This is a genomic window from Actinomycetospora sp. NBRC 106378 (assembly GCF_030269685.1).
In the GTDB taxonomy this organism is placed as follows: domain Bacteria; phylum Actinomycetota; class Actinomycetes; order Mycobacteriales; family Pseudonocardiaceae; genus Actinomycetospora.
Window position 1 is genome coordinate 102,363 of sequence record NZ_BSTT01000013.1, and the last position, 14,818, is coordinate 117,180.

The 14,818-nt window shown below is 74.6% G+C and carries 12 protein-coding genes; 9 read left to right on the plus strand and 3 right to left on the minus strand.

The window, feature by feature from the left end:
* Positions 1-86: 86 nt before the first annotated feature.
* On the plus strand, positions 87-473 hold the full coding sequence (locus tag QSK00_RS23835; RefSeq protein ID WP_285594933.1) for a cold-shock protein: 387 nt from the start codon (positions 87-89) through the stop codon (positions 471-473).
* Between the two features lie 119 nt (positions 474-592).
* On the opposite strand, the gene QSK00_RS23840 is transcribed toward QSK00_RS23835, so the two are convergent.
* Together QSK00_RS23840 and QSK00_RS23845 are read right to left on the minus strand one after the other, a co-directional pair.
* Positions 593-1,111: a DUF2771 family protein gene (locus QSK00_RS23840; RefSeq protein WP_285594808.1), complete on the minus strand. Its 519-nt coding sequence runs from the start codon at positions 1,109-1,111 to the stop codon at positions 593-595.
* The gene (locus QSK00_RS23845) at positions 1,111-2,592 is read right to left on the minus strand and encodes an MFS transporter (protein WP_285594810.1); all 1,482 of its coding nucleotides are present in this window, start codon (positions 2,590-2,592) and stop codon (positions 1,111-1,113) included. Before QSK00_RS23845 ends, QSK00_RS23840 begins: the two co-directional genes overlap by 1 nt.
* Before the next feature lie 110 nt (positions 2,593-2,702).
* On the opposite strand from QSK00_RS23845, the gene mfd reads away from it, so the two are divergent.
* A complete protein-coding gene (gene mfd, locus QSK00_RS23850) occupies positions 2,703-6,365 on the plus strand; it encodes a transcription-repair coupling factor (RefSeq protein WP_285594812.1) in 3,663 nt (1,220 codons plus the stop codon).
* A 96-nt stretch (positions 6,366-6,461) separates the two neighbouring features.
* On the opposite strand, the gene QSK00_RS23855 is transcribed toward mfd, so the two are convergent.
* The gene (locus tag QSK00_RS23855) at positions 6,462-6,689 is read right to left on the minus strand and encodes a hypothetical protein (RefSeq protein ID WP_285594814.1); all 228 of its coding nucleotides are present in this window, start codon (positions 6,687-6,689) and stop codon (positions 6,462-6,464) included.
* A 72-nt stretch (positions 6,690-6,761) separates the two neighbouring features.
* Between QSK00_RS23855 and QSK00_RS23860 the strand changes: the two genes are divergently transcribed.
* The 7 genes from QSK00_RS23860 (at position 6,762) to QSK00_RS23890 (ending at position 14,801) form a co-directional block, all read left to right on the plus strand.
* The gene (locus QSK00_RS23860) at positions 6,762-7,718 is read left to right on the plus strand and encodes an asparaginase (protein ID WP_285594816.1); all 957 of its coding nucleotides are present in this window, start codon (positions 6,762-6,764) and stop codon (positions 7,716-7,718) included.
* Positions 7,719-7,737: 19 nt separating this feature from the next.
* Complete coding sequence (locus QSK00_RS23865; protein ID WP_285594818.1) at positions 7,738-8,745, plus strand: hypothetical protein; 1,008 nt, start codon at positions 7,738-7,740, stop codon at positions 8,743-8,745.
* On the plus strand, positions 8,742-9,662 hold the full coding sequence (locus tag QSK00_RS23870; RefSeq protein ID WP_285594820.1) for a nucleoside triphosphate pyrophosphohydrolase: 921 nt from the start codon (positions 8,742-8,744) through the stop codon (positions 9,660-9,662). Before QSK00_RS23865 ends, QSK00_RS23870 begins: the two co-directional genes overlap by 4 nt.
* 151 nt (positions 9,663-9,813) lie before the next feature.
* Positions 9,814-10,659: an iron uptake transporter permease EfeU gene (gene efeU, locus QSK00_RS23875; RefSeq protein WP_285594822.1), complete on the plus strand. Its 846-nt coding sequence runs from the start codon at positions 9,814-9,816 to the stop codon at positions 10,657-10,659.
* A 34-nt stretch (positions 10,660-10,693) separates the two neighbouring features.
* Positions 10,694-11,845, plus strand: a complete 1,152-nt coding sequence (gene efeO / locus QSK00_RS23880; protein WP_285594824.1) for an iron uptake system protein EfeO — start codon at positions 10,694-10,696, stop codon at positions 11,843-11,845.
* Complete coding sequence (gene efeB, locus QSK00_RS23885; protein WP_285594826.1) at positions 11,842-13,083, plus strand: iron uptake transporter deferrochelatase/peroxidase subunit; 1,242 nt, start codon at positions 11,842-11,844, stop codon at positions 13,081-13,083. The genes efeO and efeB overlap by 4 nt, the downstream gene beginning before the upstream one ends.
* Positions 13,084-13,193: 110 nt before the next feature.
* Positions 13,194-14,801 (plus strand): lytic transglycosylase domain-containing protein, encoded by a 1,608-nt coding sequence (locus tag QSK00_RS23890; RefSeq protein WP_285594828.1) that lies wholly within the window; start codon positions 13,194-13,196, stop codon positions 14,799-14,801.
* Positions 14,802-14,818: the final 17 nt, after the last annotated feature.

Consider the following 14,818-nt stretch of genomic DNA (forward strand, 5'->3'; position numbering starts at 1 on the left):
GGTCACCCGTGCGGGATACGATGGACCGATGCGCTCCGGCACTCTGCCGGGGCGCGTTCTCGTCGACGAGAGAACGGGTGAGCACGGTGCCGACCGGCAAGGTCAAGTGGTACGACGCCGAGAAGGGGTTCGGGTTCCTCTCCCAGGAGGAGGGCGCCGACGTCTACGTCCCCAAGGGTTCCCTGCCCCGTGAGGTGGAGGCCCTGAAGTCCGGTCAGCGCGTCGAGTTCGGGATCGCCGAGGGGCGTCGCGGACCGCAGGCGCTGCAGGTCCGCCTCGTCGACCCGCTGCCGTCGGTGGCCGAGGCCAAGCGTCGTTCACCGGACGAGCTGCACGGGCTCATCGACGACATGATCAAGCTGCTCGAGATCAAGGTCCAGCCCGACCTGCGGCGCGGGAAGTACCCCGACCGGCGCAACACGAAGAAGCTCGCCGAGGTCGTCCGCGCCGTCGCCCGGGAGCTCGAGGGCTGAGCGGTCCCGACGGCGGCTCCGGCCCTGTCGCGGGTTTCCACCCTGCCGTGCCCACCTTGTCGTTGTGAATCACAACGACAAGGTGGGACCGGTCGGTCGAATGTCCGCGACAAGGCGGCTCAGGCCGCCCCCGCCGCGGTCAGCACCCACGTGGACCGGGTGGAGAACAGGCTGCCCTGCGGGGTGATCGTCTGGCTGGCCCCGAACTGCTGCACCTCCACGCGCTGGAGGCGCCAGCGGGGGTCGGGGAGCACGAGGCGGAACGAGCCGCGCGCGTTCGGCGCGAAGACCTGGCTGCGTCCGCTCTGCTGCGCGCCGGTGTCGTCGAGGTAGGTGAAGGCGACCTGCCACGGCGTCGCGAGCACGGCGTCGGGGATGGTCAGGTCGACCGCCACCCCGGCCGGCAGCGGCAGCGTGGCGACGTTCGACGGGTCGGTCTCGCAGTCGGTGACCATGAGGTCGCAGTAGACCGTCGGCTCGGCCTGCACGGACGCCGGGCCGGCGGTGAAGGTGACGTCACCCGGGTCGTCCGGCCCGGAGGTGACCACGAGCACGACCACCACCGCGGCGACCACGACCACGACCACGACGACGGCGATCCACACCCAGCGGGGCACCGCCCGCAACCGCGCGAGCATCAGGCGGGACGGCGGGGGAGCAGCGAGCGGCCGCGCGAGGTCATCACGGTCTGCACGGTACCGATCACCAGCACGGCGCTGATCACCGTGAACCCGATCCACCAGGTCGGGGGCAGGAGCACCCCGAGCGTGCCGCCGAACACCCAGGTGAGCTGCAGGATCGTCTCCGACCGCCCGAACGCCGAGGCGCGCGCCGCCTCGGGCATGTCCCGCTGCACCACCGCGTCCAGGCAGACCTTCAGCAGCGCCGAGGCGGTCGCGCCGACCAGGCCGACCACGGCCGCCGTCGCGAGCCCGACGACGAGCGCGGCGGTCACGGTCGACGCGAGGGCCGCGCACAACGCCGTGATGAGCAGCAGGTCCGGGCGGTCGAAGCGGCGTCGGGCCCCGAGGGCGTTGCCCAGGAACCCACCGGCTCCCGCCGCCGCCCCGACGACGCCGAGCAGCAGCAGCTGACGGCCGGGCGTGCCCTCGGTCTGGGCCTTGACGACGAACGCGGCGAAGAGGGTCAGGAATCCGGTGAGGGCCCGGATCGTGCCGTTGGCCCACAGCGCCGTGACGACGTGCCGGCTCATCCGCACCCGCGGCCGGGCCCCCGGGCGGTCTCGACGGCCCGGCTCCGCCGCGGTGCGCGGGCGGGGGATCAGCACCGTCTCCATCTCGCCCTCGGTGACCTCCACCCACCGCGGGATGCGCAGGCAGAGCCAGATCCCGGCGAAGCAGATCCCGGCGGTCAGCCAGGCCGCGCCCGGCGAGCCGGCCAGGTACGAGACCCCCGCGGCGATCCCTCCGAACACCCCGGAGGCGACGAGGCCGAACACGGTCAGCCGGGAGTTGGTGGTCACGAGCGTGATGCCCGGCGGCAGGACGCGCGGGGTCACGGCGGCCTTGAGCACCCCGAACGACTTCGACAGCACGAGGATCCCGAGCGCCGCCGGGTAGAGCGCCCAGGTGTCCATGAACAGCGCGAGGACCACCGCGAGGACGCCCTGACCCGCCGTCGAGATCGCGAGGGCCCAGCGGCGGCCGCGTTGGACGCGGTCGAGCAGCGGGCCGATCACCGGCGCGACGAGCGCGAACGGCGCGACCGTGATCAGCAGGTAGAGCGCGACCTTGTCCTTGGACTCGGCGCTCGCCGCGGAGAAGAACAGGGTGTTGGCGAGCGCGACGGCGAGCGCGGCGTCGGAGGCGTAGTTGGCCATCCACGCGTAGGTCAGCGCGGTCAGCCCCGAGCGGTCGGCACCGTCCGCCGAGGCCGCACGGTGGAAGGCCCGGACGCCGGCGCGCGTCAGGTTCCGCGTCCGCCACGCGGCGACGCGGGTGACCGTGATCTTGCGCGGGCCGGGGTCGTCGGCGTCCTGCCCGGTCAGGCGCCGCGTCGGAGCAGGTTCCGGACGGCGGGTGTCCCGGTCCCGGCGACGCCCGGCCGACCAGCCGGCACGGCCGGGGTCGGGGTCCGGGGCGGGATCGGGGCGGGCCACGGAGCCATCGTCGCCCACCTCACGGGTCACCGGGGAAGGCCGGAGGCCGTCGGGGTGTTCTCGTAGACTGGCCAACGATCCTCCCCACCTGCTCAGGAGTCGGTTCCCGGGTGTCTCCCGCTGCTCTGTCCGAACTCACCGCGGTCGTGCTCGCCGATCCCGGCCTGCGCGAGGTCGTCGACGCCGCCGGCCGCGACGCCGCCGTCGAGGGGCCCACCGCGCTGCGGCCCCTGCTCGGCGCCGCGCTGGCGTCCGGGGCGCGGCGGACCGTGCTCCTCGTCTGCGCCACCGAGCGCGAGGCGGACGAGCTGGCCACCGCGGTCGGCGACCTGATCGGGCCGGACGTCGTCGCCTACCTGCCCAGCTGGGAGACGCTGCCGCACGAGCGGCTGTCCCCGCGGGCGGACACGGTCGGGCGCCGCGTCGACATCCTGCGGCGCCTGGCCCACCCGGGCGAGCGCCCGCTGCGCGTCGTCACCACCGCCACGCGCTCGCTGATCCAGCCGCTCGTGCCGGGCCTGGGCGACCTCGAGCCCGTGGTGCTCCGTGAGGGCGTCGAGATCGAGCTGGGCGAGCTGTCCGAGCGCCTGGTCGGCCTCGCGTACGCGCGCGTCGAGATGGTCGAGAAGCGCGGCGAGTTCGCCGTGCGCGGCGGCATCGTCGACCTCTTCCCGCCGACCGCCGAGTCCCCGGTGCGCATCGAGTTCTGGGGCGACGAGGTCTCCGAGATGCGCTGCTTCTCGGTGGCCGACCAGCGGTCGCTGCCCGATCGCGAGGACGGCTCCGGCCGTCCCACCGAGGTCGTCGCCCCGCCGTGCCGCGAGCTGCTGCTCACCCCCGAGGTCCGCGGGCGTGCCGCGGAGCTGCACACCGTGCACGGCAACGACGCCGCGCTCGGCGAGCTGCTCGGCAAGGTCGCCGCGGGCATCCCCACCGAGGGCATGGAGTCCCTCATCCCGGCGCTGCTGCCCGGCGAGCTGCGGCTGCTGCCCGAGTTCCTTCCCGACGACTCCTCGGTCGTCATCTGCCACCCGGAGCGGGTGGCGCGCCGCGCAGCCGACCTCGTGCGCACCGGTCAGGAGTTCCTCGAGGCCAGCTGGCTCGTCGCGGCCGACTCCACCGACGGCCGCGCCCCGATCGACCTGGGCGCCTCCGCGTACCGCGACCTCGACGTCGTCCGGGCCAACACCCGCGAGGCCGGCCACCCGTGGTGGACCCTCTCGAGCCTCGCCACCGATCCCGATCTGGCGGACGACTCGGTCACGAGCGACGGCGTCCGCGTCCTGCGCACCGGGATCGCCGGCGTCGACTCCTACCGCGGCGACTGGGAGGAGGCCGCGGTCGACCTGCGGGCCCACGCGGCCGCCGGGGGCGCCGCGCTCGTCGTCCTGCCCGCCGCGGGCACGGCCGAGCGCGCGGTCGAGCAGCTGCGCGAGTTCGTCGGCGAGGACGTGCCCGTCGTCGGCGGGGAGGCGGTCCCGCGGCCCGGCAGCATCGTCGTCACCCGCGGCCGTCTGGCCGACGGGTTCGTCGCTGAGGCGAGCCGCCTCGTCGTCGTGACCGAGGCCGACCTGACCGGTGCCCGCAGCACGGGCGGGGACGCGCCGACCAAGCGCGCCGCGGTCAAGCGCCGCAACGCGGTCGACCCGCTGACCCTGCAGCCGGGCGACTTCGTGGTCCACGCCCAGCACGGCATCGGCAAGTTCGTCGAGATGACCCAGCGGACCACCGGCACGGGCAAGGCCGCGACCACCCGCGAGTACCTGGTGCTGGAGTACTCCAGCTCGAAGCGCGGGCAGGCATCCGACCGGCTGTTCGTACCCACCGACCAGCTCGACCAGATCAGCCGGTACGTGGGCGGCGAGCTGCCGACGCTGAACAAGCTGGGCGGCTCGGACTGGTCGAAGACGAAGTCGAAGGCCCGCAAGGCCGTCCGGGACATCGCCGCCTCGCTCGTCCAGCTCTACGCCGCCCGGCAGGCCGCGCCCGGCCACGCCTTCGCCCCGGACACCCCGTGGCAGCGCGAGATGGAGGACGCGTTCCCGTACACCGAGACGCCCGACCAGGCGAGCGCGATCGACGAGGTCAAGTCCGACATGGAGAAGGCGGTCCCGATGGACCGCGTCATCTCCGGCGACGTCGGCTACGGCAAGACCGAGATCGCGGTGCGCGCGGCGTTCAAGGCGGTGCAGGACGGCAAGCAGGTCGCGGTCCTCGTCCCGACGACGCTGCTGGCCCAGCAGCACCTGCAGACGTTCACCGACCGGATGCGCAACTTCCCGGTGACGGTCCGCGGTCTCTCCCGGTTCACGCCGAACAAGGAGGCCGACCAGACCATCAAGGGGCTGGCGGACGGTGCGGTCGACGTCGTCGTCGGCACCCACCGCCTGCTGCAGACCGGGATCACGTGGAAGGACCTCGGGCTCGTCGTCATCGACGAGGAGCAGCGCTTCGGCGTCGAGCACAAGGAGCACATCACGGGGCTGCGCGCCCACGTCGACATGCTCTCGATGTCGGCCACGCCGATCCCGCGCACGCTGGAGATGAGCCTCGCCGGCATCCGCGAGATGTCGACGATCCTCACCCCGCCCGAGGAGCGGCACCCGACACTGACCTACGTCGGCGCCTACGACGACAAGCAGGTCGCGGCCGCGATCCGGCGCGAGCTGCTGCGCGACGGGCAGGTCTTCTACATCCACAACCGGGTGTCCTCGATCGACGACAGCGCCGCGAAGCTGCGCCGGCTCGTCCCCGAGGCGCGCATCGCCACCGCGCACGGCCAGATGGCCGAGGAGCGGCTCGAGCGCACGGTCAACGAGTTCTGGGAGCGCGAGCACGACGTGCTCGTCTGCACCACGATCGTCGAGAACGGCCTCGACATCTCCAACGCGAACACGCTGATCGTGGAGCGCTCGGACACCCTCGGGCTCTCCCAGCTCCACCAGCTGCGGGGCCGCGTCGGCCGTGGGCGCGAACGGGGCTACGCCTACTTCCTCTACCCGAACGACAAACCGCTGACCGAGACGTCGCACGAGCGCCTCGCGACGATCGCGCAGCACTCGGAGCTGGGTGCGGGCACGGCGGTCGCGATGAAGGACCTCGAGATCCGCGGCGCCGGCAACATCCTGGGCGCCGAGCAGTCCGGCCACATCGCGGGCGTCGGGTTCGACCTCTACGTGCGGCTGGTCGGCGAGGCGGTCGAGGCGTTCAAGAAGCACACCGACGCCGCGGGCGACGACGACGAGCCGCTGGCCGAGGTCCGCGTCGACCTGCCGATCGACGCGCACGTGCCGCACGACTACGTCGACACCGAGCGGCTGCGCCTCGACGTCTACCGCAAGATCGCCGAGGCGGGCGACGCCGCGGCGCTCGACGCGGTGAAGGAGGAGCTGGTCGACCGGTACGGCGAGCCGCCGGTGCCGGTGACCAACCTGCTCGCGGTCGCCGCGTTCCGGCAGGCGTGCCGCCGCTACGGCATCACCGAGGTGTCGGGGCAGGGCAACCAGATCCGGTTCGCCCCGGTCGACCTGCCCGAGTCCGCCCAGATGCGGCTCAAGCGGCTCCACCCGCGCGCCCAGCTCAAGGCGGCCTCGCAGACGCTGTCGCTGCCGAAGCCGACCGAGGGCTCGTCGGGCGCGGGCGGACAGAAGGGCCCGGTGAAGATGGGCGCCCCGCCGCTGCGCGACCTCGAGCTCCTCGCCTGGTGCGAGCAGCTGTTCGTCGCGCTCTACGGCGAGCGACCCGCCGCCGCGAAGGTCCCCGCCGGCGTGTAGGCCCGCCGGGCTCGTCGCGAGGGTGACGTCAGACAGGGTCCGGAGCGTCGGGGCCTGCCTGGTGTATGTCTCGCGGGCGCGGGAGCGGCGGCCGGGTCAGGGCCCGCCCAGGAGGAGCAGGAACGCCGTCCCGGTGGTCTGCCCGTTGCCGCCGCCCGCGGTGCACGAGGCGCCGATGAACAGGATCACGGCGAGGATCACCAGCAGGGCGAGGAAGCCGCCGAGGATCGCCCCGACCGGCAGCCGTGTGCGGCCACCCGCCGGCTTCTCGTCGGTGGTCGGGCGCTTCTCGAACGGCGTGTCGGGACGGTCGTTGTCACTCACGGGCCGGGCTTCCCGTCTCCGGCCCGGTCGATACCCGCCCCCGGGAGTGATGTCCGCCTAGGGTGACGCGCCGTGACCCGACTCGCGCTCCTGGCCACCGGCGGCACCATCGCGACCCGCGCCACGGCCGACGGTCGGGCGGTGTCGGCCACGGCCGCGGACCTGCTCGGCGCGGCCCGCACCGACCTCGACGTCACGCCGGTCGACGCGGCCGGACGGCTCTCCTTCGCGGCGACGCTCGACGACCTCGCCGCCCTCGCCCGCACGGTGCGCGCGACGTGCGCGGACCACGACGGCGTCGTGCTCACCCACGGCACCGACACCCTCGAGGAGACCGCGGTGCTGCTCGCCCTCACCCACGACGGGCGGACACCGGTCTCGATCACCGGCGCCCAGCGGCCCTTCGACGACCCGGCCCCCGACGGCCCCGGCAACCTCGCCGCGGCCTTGCGCTGGGCCGCGCACGGTCGGCCCGGGGTCACCGTCACCTTCGCCGGTCAGGTGTTCCCGGCGGTCGGCGTCCGCAAGGTCGACGCCGAGGCGCTCACCGCCTTCGCCGCGCCCGGCCGGGGCCCGCTCGCGAACGTCGACGCCCACCACGTCCGCGAGCACGCCGTCGCCCCGCCGGCGGCGCTGGCCGACCCGCCCCCGACCCTTCCGCGCGTCGACGTCGTCGCGCAGTACGTCGGTGCCGACGACCACGCGATCACCGCGGCCGCCGACGCCGGGGCGCGGGGCGTCGTCATCGCCGCGTTCGGGGCGGGCAACGCGACCCCACCCGTCGTCGGGAAGGCGAAGGAGCTGCTGGAGCGGGGGATCCCGGTGGCGGTGGCAAGCCGCACCGGGTCGGGGCCCGTCGCCGGGCTGTACGCGGGTGGGGGAGCCGAGCTGGCCCGGGCCGGCGCGCTGTTCGCCGGGGACCTGTCGCCGTGGCAGACGCGGCTGCTGCTCGCCGTCGCGCTCACCGCGCACCCGGACGACCCGATCGGGGCGGCCCGGGAGTGGCTGGCGCGCGTCGGGGTCGCGTGACCATGAGAAGGTGTCGCCCGTGCTGCGCCGGATCGTCCTCGCACTGGTCGCGCTGACCGCCCTGACCGCGTGCTCCACCGCCAACGGACCCCAGGTGGGTGCCGGGACGGCGGCCGTCGTCGGGAACATGACCATCTCCTCGGACCTGGTCGACCAGCGGCTCCGGACCGCGGCCCCGACGCTGGCACAGGCGTTGGACCAGCAGGCGCAGCAGGAGGGCCGGCAGAGCTCCGGGCTCGACGCGACCACGCTCGCCGACCAGAGCCGCGAGCTGCTGACCACCGCGATCCTCCACGACGTCATCACCGAGGCGAGTCGGCGCGAGGGCGTCGTCGTGGACCCCGCGGAGGTGGAGCAGCGCGTCGCGGCGGCCGGGGGAGAGCAGGCCGCGGCGGCCGCGGGCTACGACCTCGACACCCTGCGCCAGCTCATCGGTGATCAGCTCGCGGTCGCCGAGATCGGCCGCCGGCAGTTCGACCGGCTGCAGGTGACCGTCGACGTCGGCACCTTCGCCGACAAGACCACCGCCGAGCGCGCCGCGGCCCAGCTCGCCGCCGACCCCGGTCCCGGCCCGCTCGCCACGCTCCCCGCCGAGGCCCGCATCCTCGACACGACGCTGCGGCCGGGCACCACCCAGGGCGGCCAGGTCCGCACCGCGTCGTCGCTGCTCTTCGGCCTGCCCGGTCGCACCGTGAGCATCTCCGCCCCGCAGCAGGACTCCACCCCGGGCGCGCCGAAGCCGGACCCGACCACCCAGCCCTGGACCGTCGTCCGCGTCCGCGACCGCTCCCTGAACGCCCCGGCGCCGACCGGCTCGACCGTGCCGGCGGCCCTCGTCGACACCCGCACGATGATCCAGTTCGGGCTGCGCGCGATCCAACCGGTCGCCGCGGAGATCGGGGTGCAGGTCAACCCGCGCTACGGGACGTGGGACCCGACGCAGGTGCGCGTCGTCGCCCCGCCGTCGGCCGCCGGTGCCATCGTCCCGCTCGCCCCGACCGTGACGTTCGCCCCCACCGCCCCGTGACGCTCCCCGCCGACCACGAGCCGATCACCGTCCCCGTCGACCCCCGGCTCGGCGCGGTCCTGCCGGCGGGCGCGGTCCGGCTCGTCGCCGCCGCCCCCGCGGTGCTGCTCGACCCGTCCCTGCCGGAGCCGGTCGCGGCACGCTTCGCCGCGGACCTCGGTGCCGTCCCCGTTCCCGACGCCGGGTCGGCGCCGGCGGGCGCGGTCGTCCTCGTCCCCGTGGCGGACCCGCAGGCGCCGGCCGGCGCCGAGCTGCTCACCGCGGTCGCCGTCATGGACCGGCTCCGCTCACCCGGCGGCTGCCCGTGGGACGCCGAGCAGACCCACGAGAGCCTCCTGCGCTACCTCGTGGAGGAGACCTACGAGCTCTACGACGCGCTCGCCGCGGGCGACGTGGCCGCCAGCCGGGAGGAGCTCGGTGACGTGCTGCTCCAGGTGCTCTTCCACGCCCGGGTGGCGGCGGAGGCCGAGGGATACGACGTCGACGACGTGGCGGCCGAGCTGGTGGCCAAGCTCGTCGGCCGGCATCCGCACGTGTTCGCGGACGGCGAGTCGGTGGCCACCGCGAGCGACCAGGACCGCCGCTGGGAGGAGCTCAAGGCCACCGAGAAGCAGCGGGAGTCGATCCTCGACGGGGTGGCCCAGGCCCAGCCCGCCGCCGCCCTGCTCGCGAAGTACGTCAGCCGGGCGAAGCGGGCCGGTGTCCCGCCTGACCTGCTCGCCGCGGCCGTGCCCGAGGGTGTGCCCGCCGCGGTGGCGACCGCCTACCTGGCGGGAGGTGACCCCGAGGGCGAGCTGCGGGCTGCGGCGACCGCACTGGGGGTCCACCTGCGCGCCACTGAGGCCAGGCTGCGCGAAGCGGGCCTCCCGAGCGGGGCTGCGGTGGACGGATCGACCTGGCGCCAGCACTGGCAGTGACTGTTTTGCCCGATTCCTCCCAGGCGTAGCCCGTCCAGGCGACAGATTGTGTCGCATTGAGTCGCGGGATGGCTTGACGACGAGGTGAGGCAAACCTAAGACTTCCCGGCGGCGTGGGCGGCTTCTCCGGCCGCGCGAGAGACCGGGAGGCGTGGCGGTGCTGGCGACGTTCGTGATCGGACTCCGTGAGGGTCTGGAGGCCGCACTCATCGTCGGCATCGTCGGCGGCTTCCTGCGCCGCCGGGGTGACCGCGCCGCCCTGCGCCCGATGTGGGCGGGTGTCGCGCTCGCGGTGCTGATCTGCATCGCGGTCGCCGTGGTGCTCGAGGCGGTGTCGGCGGACCTGCCGCAGCAGGAGCAGGAGGGTCTCGAGACGGTCATCGGGCTCGTCGCCGTCGCGATGATCACCTACATGATCGTGTGGATGCGCAAGCACGCGCGGTCGATGCGCGGCGAGCTCGAGGCCGCGGCGGAGTCCGCACTCGCGAAGGGCTCGACGTGGGCCCTCGTCGGGATGGCCTTCCTCGCGGTGCTGCGCGAGGGCTTCGAGACCACGGTCTTCCTGCTCGCCGCGTTCGGGTCCTCCACCAGCCCGGTCGCCGCCGGTGGGGGTGCCCTGCTCGGCATCCTCATCGCGATCGGGCTCGGGTACGGCATCTACCGCGGCGCGGTGCACATCGACCTCGCCCGGTTCTTCACCGTCACCGCCGTGTTCCTGGTGCTGGTCGCCGCCGGTCTGCTCGTCAGCGCCGTGCACACCGCCCACGAGGCCACGTGGGTGAACGTCTGGCAGGAGCCGGTCGCCGACCTCTCGGCGATCGTGCAGCCGGGCACCCCGATCGCCTCGCTGCTGACCGGCGTCCTCGGTATCCAGCCGGAACCCACCCTGATCGAGACCGTGGTCTGGGTGCTCTACCTCGTGCCGATGCTGATCTTCGTGCTGTGGCCGACGCGCCGCCCGGCGGGCTCCCGGACCGCCGCCCCGGCCGCCGCCTGAGTCCTCCCTCCCGTCGTCGAGAAAGGCCCGTCCCGTGCCCCGTCCTGCCCTCCGCACCCTGGCTGCGGCCGGTGCGTTCGTCGTCGTCGCCGGCCTCGCGGCCGCCTGCTCGTCCGGGGGGGACGACGCGCAGGGCGGCAGCGAGGCGAAGGTCGCGCTCGCCCTGTCCGACGCGGGGTGCGCCCCGAACCCGGCGAGCGTGCCCGCCGGGCCGGTCACCTTCACCGTCACCAACTCGGGCACCGCGAAGGTCACCGAGGGCGAGATCCAGAAGGACAACCGCATCCTGGGCGAGAAGGAGAACATCACCGAGGGCATCTCCGGCGACTTCTCGCTGCGCCTCGACCCGGGCACCTACACCGTGTACTGCCCGGGCGCGGCGCAGGACACCGCCGAGCTGACCGTGACCGGGCAGGGCGGGCAGTCCCAGGCGCCGGTCGACGCCTCGCTGGCGACCGCGACCGCGGGCTACAAGCAGTACGTCGAGAACCAGGTCGCCGCGCTCGTGCCCGCCTCGAAGGCGTTCACCGACGCCGTCCGGGCCGGCGACGTGGCCCGCGCCCAGGCGCTCTACGCGCCGGCGCGCTACCACTACGAGACGATCGAGCCCGTCGCGGAGAGCTTCGGCGACCTCGACCCGGCGATCGACCTCCGCGAGCCCGACGTCGAGCCCGGGCAGGACTGGACCGGCTTCCACCGCATCGAGAAGTCGCTCTGGACCCAGAACACCGCCGCCGGGATGGCCCCGTACGCCGACAAGCTGGACGCCGACATCGCGAAGCTGCAGGCCCAGGTGGCCGGGGCCGAGTACCAGCCGGCCCAGCTCGCCAACGGTGCGAGCGAGCTGCTCACCGAGGTGTCGACCTCGAAGGTGACGGGGGAGGAGGACGCGTTCTCGCACACCGACCTCTCCGACTTCGACGCCAACATCGCCGGCGCGCAGCAGGCGTTCGAGCTGCTCAAGCCGTCCCTGCAGGCCAAGGATCCGGCCCTCGCCACCCAGCTGCAGGCGCGCTTCACCGGCATCACCGACGAGCTCACCCCGTTCCGTCGTGGTGAGTCCGCGCCCGGCATCCCGGCCTACGTCGACTACTCGACCGTGAGCGAGGAGCAGCGCCGCGTGCTCGCCGACCGGGTCAACGCGCTGGCCGAGCCGCTCTCCCAGGTGTCTGGGAAGGTGGCGTGACGCTCAGCAGACGTCGGTTCCTCGGCCGCGCCGGGCTGGTCGCCGCCGGCGCCGGCGCGGCCGGGGGCGTGCTCGCCGGCTGCTCCACCGACACCGCGCCGCCGCCCGCGGTGGTGCCGTTCCGGGCCGACCACCAGGCCGGGATCGACACCGCCGCGCAGGACCGCCTGGCCTTCGCCGCGTTCGACGTGGTGCCCGGCTCGACACGGGCGGATCTCGTCGCCCTGCTCAGCACCTGGAGCGCCGCGGCCGAGGCGATGACCGCGGGCCGACCGGTCCCGGGGGAGAACGACGACCAGAACTCCCCGCCCGCCGACACCGGCGAGGCGTTCGACCTGGCGCCGGGGAACCTCACGGTCACCGTCGGCTTCGGGCCCGGGCTCTTCGACGCCCGCTTCGGGCTGGGCGCGAAGCGGCCGGCCGAGCTGGCGGTGCTGCCGGCCCTGCCCGGGGACACCCTCGACCCGGCCATCTCCGGGGGCGACCTGTGCATCCAGGCCTGCTCCGAGGACCCCCAGGTCGCGTTCCACGTCGTCCGCAACCTGGCGCGCCTCGGCCGCGGCACCGTCGTCACCCGGTGGACCCAGCTCGGCTTCGGGCGCACGTCGTCGACCTCCACCAGCCAGGTCACCGCCCGGAACCTCATGGGGTTCAAGGACGGCACGCGCAACCTCAAGGTCGAGGACCCGGCCGCCATGTCCCGCTCGGTGTGGGTCGATCCCGCCGACGTGCCGGACGCGGGCTGGCTGGCCGGCGGCTCCTACCTCGTGTCCCGCCGGATCCGGATGATCCTGGAGACCTGGGACCGGGACGTCCTCTCCGACCAGGAGGACGTGTTCGGGCGGGCCAAGGGGACCGGGGCGCCGTTGTCGGGGGGCGAGGAGTTCACCGCGCCGGACTTCCGCAAGACCCTCGCGACCGGGACCCCCGCGATCCCGCTCAACGCCCACATGCGGCTCGCCGCCCCGGAGAACAACGGGGGCACCGCGATCCTGCGCCGCTCCTACTCCTACACCGACGGCATCGATCAGACGACGGGCATGCTCGACGCCGGGCTGTTCTTCGTCGCGTTCATGCGCTCGCCCTCCCAGTTCGTCACGCTCCAGACGAAGCTGGGCGGGGGCGACGCGCTCAACGAGTACATCCGGCACACCTCGTCGGCCCTCTTCGCCTGCCCTCCGGGGGTGCGGGCGGGCGATCCGGGCGACTACTGGGGTCGCGCGCTGCTCGAGGGGTGAGCCGCTCCCACACGCGGGAGGAAAGCGTCGTTGCTGTCGTCCGGCGGGAGAATCGCCCCGTCGTCGGGCCGGGGGAAGATCACGGTGACCGGCCCGTAACCTTCTCCGCGATGAGCACGAGCGTCGACTCCCACCGCGGAGCGGGCCCGTCCGACGAGGACGGCGAGCCCGACGACGTCACGGCGCCCCTGCGGCGTCCCTCCCCGGGGCCGCGGCTCGACGCGGACACCGAACGCCTCCCACGTCCCGACGTCGGGTCGCGTGGCCCGGCGGCGGTCGGGTGGTTCGACGCCGGCCCCGGGGTCGTGGTCCCGCCCGCCGTCCCGCCCGCGACCCCGGCGGTCGCGCTCGCGGCGACGGCGCCCACGGAGGACCCCGGCGGAACGGCTCCCTCCGACGGGGTGTCTCCCCCCACGGCCGCTCCCGACCCGGCCGCCCCCGACGGGGCGCCCTCCGCGGGAGCCGCTCCCGGCGACCCGACGACCGCCCCGCCCTCGGCACCGGCGACCGTCGACGGCTCCCCGGCGGAGGCCCTCGCCGCGACGTCCCCGGACCGGCCGTCCGACACCCGGCCACGTCGGCGCTCCCGGGGGCTCCGGGTCCCGACGGCCCCCGTCGCCGCAGCACCCGCCGCTCCGGCCCCCGCGGGCGCGGCACCCGCCGGCCCGGCACCCTCCGGCGCGGCCGCCTCCGCCCGGGGCACCACCACTCCGCCGGACCCGGGGCCGCCACCGTGGCGTCCCGGCGACCGGCCCGAGGCGCCGACCACCACGTCGGCCACCACGTCGGTCCGCCCGCGGCCCACGCCCCGGCCCCGCCCGACCCCGTCCCCGCGCCCGACGGGCACGTCGTCCCCGTCGTCGGGAATCGACCTGCTGCCCCCCGTGGGCGGGCCGCCCCCGCCGCGCACGCCGAAGGAGCCGCCGAAGAAGCACACGGCCGCACTCGGGCGACTGGCGCTGGTGCTCGTGCTGGTGGCGGCGGTGGTCGGGACGGTCGTGGTGCTCCAGCAGGGCAGCCGGTTCGGGCGCACGGACGCCGGTGCGGACGAGATCCCGGCCCTCGAGGTGGCGCCGGCGCAGGTCGACCTGAACACGGTCGGGCAGCCGAACGCGATCGCGCCGCCCTCGGCCCTGCTGCCCGGTTCGACGTCGACGCCGCAGGCCGGCCGGCCGCCGACGATCTCGGCCTGGGCGAACGGGCTGGCGCCGCGGACGAACATCCCGCCGATCGCGCTGCAGGCGTACGGCATGGCGGACCTGGCGATGCGCAAGCTCGACCCGGGCTGTCACCTGAGCTGGGTGACCATCGCGGGGCTCGGGCGCATCGAGTCGAACCACGGCCGCTACCGGGGCGCCAGCATCGCCCCGAACGGCGCGGTGACGCCCCCGATCATCGGTGTCCCGCTCGACGGCACGAGCGGGAACCGGGCGATCGCCGGCAGCGACGGCAACTACGACCGCGCCGAGGGCCCGATGCAGTTCATCGAGTCCACCTGGGCGCGGTGGGGCTCGGACGGCAACGGCGACGGCGTGGCCGACCCGAACAACATCTACGACGCCGCGTTCACCGCCGGCCGCTACCTCTGCGCCGGCAACCGGGACCTGGCGACGGGCGAGGGCTGGCGCGACGCGGTGCTCTCGTACAACTTCTCCGACGACTACGGCCGCCGGGTCTACGCAGCCGCCCAGGCGTACGCGAACAGCACGACGCCCTAGCCACCTCCCCCTGGTAG